This window comes from Spirosoma sp. (genome assembly GCF_048594605.1).
Lineage (GTDB): Bacteria > Bacteroidota > Bacteroidia > Cytophagales > Spirosomataceae > Spirosoma.
The window spans coordinates 1-4,357 of the sequence record NZ_JBMDWV010000232.1; the positions used below are offsets into that span (position 1 = coordinate 1).

The window sequence follows — 4,357 nt, forward strand, 5'->3', positions numbered from 1 at the left end:
TCTCCCATTCATAACAAAATTTGACTGTAATCTTATCAAAGGATATATCAGAGGTATCACATTCATCTACAATGAATTTATGTAACTGATTGCGTAGATCCCGATAAACGGTGCTGTTTCCAGTTTGGTTAGCTTTTACCATGCCCTCAACGATCGAATCAATATAAGCTAACAAGGTTACCTTACGTGTTTGTTTGCGACTTTCCACAGCTTTCGCAGCTATCGATTTAACATCATATTGCTCATCCGTATCAGTCATCCCCTCAATAAACTTCTCATATTTATTCTGCCACTCTGCCAGCTTTTTTAACAGCTTTGATCGATCTGGCTCAGGATAACTACGACGTATCTCCTTTTTCTGCTCATTCCAATATTTGGGCTGCAAACTCTCTCCGGTTGAAATCCAACGATTCTTTCTGTTCTTAGTAATACGGACTACAAATGGATGAGACCCGTCAGCGAGTGTTTTATGTGTATAATAAACTACTTTGACAGTAGCTTTCCCTTCTTTATGTTCTGTTGTCCGAGTACCTGCCATTTTTGTTCCAACCAACGGGCTAGTTGAAACGTTGGTTGAAACAAATCTACTATAATAACCATAAATAACCAATAATAATCAGAATAAAAACACTCACAAATGTCTGATATAGAGGAATTAAGTTATATAACCAGAGCTATTCGGAATATAATTACCTCTGCCTTACAAGCAGAGGGTCGGCGGTTCGAACCCGTCAACTCCCACGATTGAAAATCAAGGAGTTACATCGTAAATGATCGTAACTCCTTTTTGTTGATGTGCATTTCGGTATACAAAAGTGTCTGAAGTTGTCTAGCCAACTTAATTTGGTTTTTAATTAGAGATAGTATGTATGACTCCGTAGCTCAGTTGGTAGAGCAATTGACTCTTAATCAATGGGTCGACAGTTCGAGCCTGTCCGGGGTCACTTTATAAGAAGCTGTTGCGCTGGTTTATTGTATTTGGTTTTATGGTGTAATGGATAGCATCACAGTCTTCGGAACTGTTGGTTGGGGTTCGAGTCCCTATAAAACCACTAGAAAATGCCTAACTGACTAGACCCTTAGTCGGTTAGGCATTTTTGTTTTAATCGTTTTCTGCCAATGGGCACAGTCATCAGTTAGCATTTTTGTCCTTTTATCCACAGGACTGGTAGGGTCAGTTGTGGATAAGTGGAAAAAGGGGGATCAGGTAAAAGCGCAAACAAACAGAACTAATCGAAAGGACTGATATAAACACAAGCCCCCGACAAATAACCGGGGGCTGTGCCAAATCACGCTTTATCCAACTATTAGGGCATAAACCCAAGTGGCTAGTTACATCGTGTCGGCATTTCTGGCGTAACCGTCTAGTAGATTTTGAGATAATAGCTAGGACTTACCACCCTGTAAATAAAAATTCCCTGCGAGTATTTGGAAAATGTCGGTACTACGGTATTAAAAACCAGAATTAAGGAGTTAGGGAAGTGAACACAACCGATGAGTAAACAAACTGATACGTTTGCTATGCCTGATTTTCCCCTTACTGTGAAAGATATTGGCCAACTGGGCCACACTGTCACTACACCCTATGCGAATTTCTTATTAACTCAGGTTAATGACCACATAGTCAAAATGAGCGTAATGACTGATAGTTATTACTGGCATTATCATCCCAACTCAGATGAGACCTTTATTGGGATAGAAGGGATTCTGCTGATCGATCTGGAAACTGAGACGATTGAATTGTCAGCTGGTCAGTTGGTGACAGTTCCTCAAAATACAGTTCATCGAACCCGGCCCAAGAATGAGCGTTCGGTGAACTTAACGATTGAACACAGTCAAATCGAAACGGTCAAGGTTGACCTTCCATGAGTAGTCCCTGCCTGAATAGCTGACTATTTTCATAGTAGGTTCTTTCTGGAGTAGGACCACAGAAATCCGATGCTGACAATGCCGGTTTTTTGCGACCCCTGCCTTAAAGCGTACTACGTTCATTCCCGCAGATTTACCAATTTGTTCCCTACGAACTGTTTCCGGGTAGATCACGGAATGGTCTTATCCGCCAATTCTTAAAACAACTTCCGGACTTAACCTCACGTAAGAACATAAATAGCCTTACCTAGCCCTACTGCTATTCCTTTACGGTCGCCTGTCCGCTCAGGCTCATGATAATCTTATTCTTATCACCCGGATGGGGCTAATCCAGATTATAAAAACACGTTCGTGGGCAAAGATGTCGTTCGTCTATCGACTGAGGATTACAACACCTTCATTGGCTCACAGGCTGCTCTCACACACCGTCGGCCGAGATAATACGTATCTCGGCGCATCGGCTGACGTGAGTAATCAAGCGGGTAATTATAACACCTATGTCGGCCGATCATCAGGTGGCTAAAGAAGGAGTGGCCCTGACAAGACTAAACGCTACGTTGCTGGAGAAGATCGAAGAATTGACCCTGTACAGCATTCAATTAGAGAAGCGAAATCAGCAGCAGGAAAACGCCCTTCAGCGGCAAATGCAGGAGTTACAGACTATTAAGCAGAAGCAGTCTCAACTGGAGCAACTGATTAAAGAGAGGTTGGGAAGGAAATAACAAAAAAGCCTGGCGAACGACTGGGCTTTTAATTTCTACCAACAAGACAGTATAAGTCTGAAATTAACTATGAATTCCTATCAGCTGGCAGGCTTCAGCCGCTTTGTGTTTTAGTTGAGCCAGCGTTTGTTCTTTATCGTCGCTGGTCGAAGCCTCACTAAATACTGCATACTCGGTTGTCATAGCCGATTGAATCAGATCAGCGGCTCTCTTGATGTTCTCCTGCTCGTTCTGGGTACTACCTGCCAACTGTTGGATACGTTCTCCAAGCAGCTTAAGCTTGTCATAAATAACCAGCGGACTGTCAAACTTGACAGTCAACAGCGTTCGGTAATCAGCGAGAATTTTTTCCTGGATGGTCTGGTTGTCCATAAGCTTTATGTATAGGTCAACAATCGTTTTACTTGTAACCCGGACGCGTTTCTTTTGTTGCTCCTACCCGTAGATGTAGTCGTTACTGCCCGGCTACGTACTGTTCTTCCAACGTTTCCACAGCTGTTGCTCCTGAGGCTAACTATGTGGGTTCTATACGGTGTTTATTGTACTGAAACGACTTAGTAAGTTGCGGACGGGGTACTGCCGTGCCATTATCTCACTTCCAATTTACCAGAAAGGTCGTCGGACAGTTGTAAAGAGTTAGAAGAGTAACCGCATTTACAAACCCATTGATGGCCTTAGGACGCAAGAACAGGACTGGGGGAGTAGGCACCATTCTAACCTTTACAGGAATGACTGAATTTTTTTCATTCGATCGACGGACCCTGGGCGTTACGTTCCCGGCCGAAAACGAAGCGAACGTAGTATTATGGGGACCATTGCTTGAACACGTAGCGATTACTATCGATGGGAGGGCAAAAACATTACCACTCAAGCGAAAAGAATTAGGGTACTGGCACCTAAAAACAGACCAGATTAACCCAGGCGATCGATACACCTTCATTGCCGATGGGCAGCAACGGCCCGACCCGGCTTCGCTGTCGCAGCCGCAGGGGATCGACGGCCCTTCAGAGGCAATCAATACGGCCCTTTTCCAATGGGATGACCAGGAATGGCATAATCCCGACCTGGAGGAGTATCTAATCTACGAACTTCACACGGGTACGTTTACGCCTGATGGTACGTTTACGGCAATCGAAGAGAAGCTGGACCATCTGAAAGTCTTGGGTGTCAACGCCATTGAAATTATGCCCATTGGTCAGTTTCCAGATGGCCGAAACTGGGGGTATGACGGGATATTTACCTATGCTGCCGAAAATGCCTATGGAGGACCCGCCGGTTTGCAACATCTGGTCAACGTCTGTCATCAGAAAAATATAGCCGTCGTGCTGGATGTCGTTTACAATCACCTCGGTCCCGAAGGGAATTTCCTGAATGAGTTTGGCCCCTATTTAACCAAGATATATTGCACGCCCTGGGGCGACGCGATCAACGTCGATGATGCCTGGTGTGATGGGGTCCGGCAGTTTATCCTACAGAATGCGCTAATGTGGTTACGGGATTATCACATCGATGCCCTGCGACTCGATGCTGTGCACGCCATCAAGGACTTAGGTTCAGTTCATATCCTGGCCGAACTCCGTCAGCAAGTCGACCAACTCATGCAAGCAACGGGTCGGCGACATTATCTTTTAGTTGAATGTGACCTCAATGATCCACGGTATATCAATCCTCTGTCGGAAAACGGATTCGGCATGGATGCGCAGTGGATGGATGAATTTCATCATGCCCTGCGCGTTACGGCAGGGGAAAAACAGAATGGGTACTAC

Annotated in this window: 5 protein-coding genes and 3 tRNA genes; 6 read left to right on the forward strand and 2 right to left on the reverse strand. The window is 44.8% G+C overall.

Annotated features, from left to right (window positions below):
* Window positions 1-538: phage integrase SAM-like domain-containing protein (locus ACOJS8_RS14660; RefSeq protein ID WP_420149292.1), on the reverse strand; the 538-nt coding region annotated here is incomplete at its 3' end.
* Window positions 539-651: 113 nt separating this feature from the next.
* Here ACOJS8_RS14660 and ACOJS8_RS14665 point away from each other — a divergent pair.
* The 5 genes from ACOJS8_RS14665 to ACOJS8_RS14685 all read left to right on the forward strand — a co-directional run bounded on the left by ACOJS8_RS14665 (window position 652) and on the right by ACOJS8_RS14685 (window position 2,591).
* Window positions 652-741 (forward strand) — tRNA-Val (locus ACOJS8_RS14665).
* 130 nt (window positions 742-871) lie between these two features.
* Window positions 872-944 (forward strand) — tRNA-Lys (locus ACOJS8_RS14670).
* A 36-nt stretch (window positions 945-980) separates the two neighbouring features.
* Window positions 981-1,052 (forward strand) — tRNA-Arg (locus ACOJS8_RS14675).
* A 442-nt stretch (window positions 1,053-1,494) separates the two neighbouring features.
* Window positions 1,495-1,869, forward strand: a complete 375-nt coding sequence (locus tag ACOJS8_RS14680; RefSeq protein WP_420149293.1) for a cupin domain-containing protein — start codon at window positions 1,495-1,497, stop codon at window positions 1,867-1,869.
* Window positions 1,870-2,366: 497 nt separating this feature from the next.
* Window positions 2,367-2,591, forward strand: coding sequence for a hypothetical protein (locus ACOJS8_RS14685; RefSeq protein ID WP_420149294.1), 225 nt, complete (start codon window positions 2,367-2,369; stop codon window positions 2,589-2,591).
* Window positions 2,592-2,654: 63 nt separating this feature from the next.
* On the opposite strand, the gene ACOJS8_RS14690 is transcribed toward ACOJS8_RS14685, so the two are convergent.
* The gene (locus ACOJS8_RS14690; protein ID WP_420149295.1) at window positions 2,655-2,963 is read right to left on the reverse strand and encodes a hypothetical protein; all 309 of its coding nucleotides are present in this window, start codon (window positions 2,961-2,963) and stop codon (window positions 2,655-2,657) included.
* 356 nt (window positions 2,964-3,319) lie between these two features.
* On the opposite strand from ACOJS8_RS14690, the gene ACOJS8_RS14695 reads away from it, so the two are divergent.
* The coding region (locus tag ACOJS8_RS14695; protein ID WP_420149296.1) for an alpha-amylase family glycosyl hydrolase at window positions 3,320-4,357 on the forward strand (1,038 nt) is incomplete at its 3' end.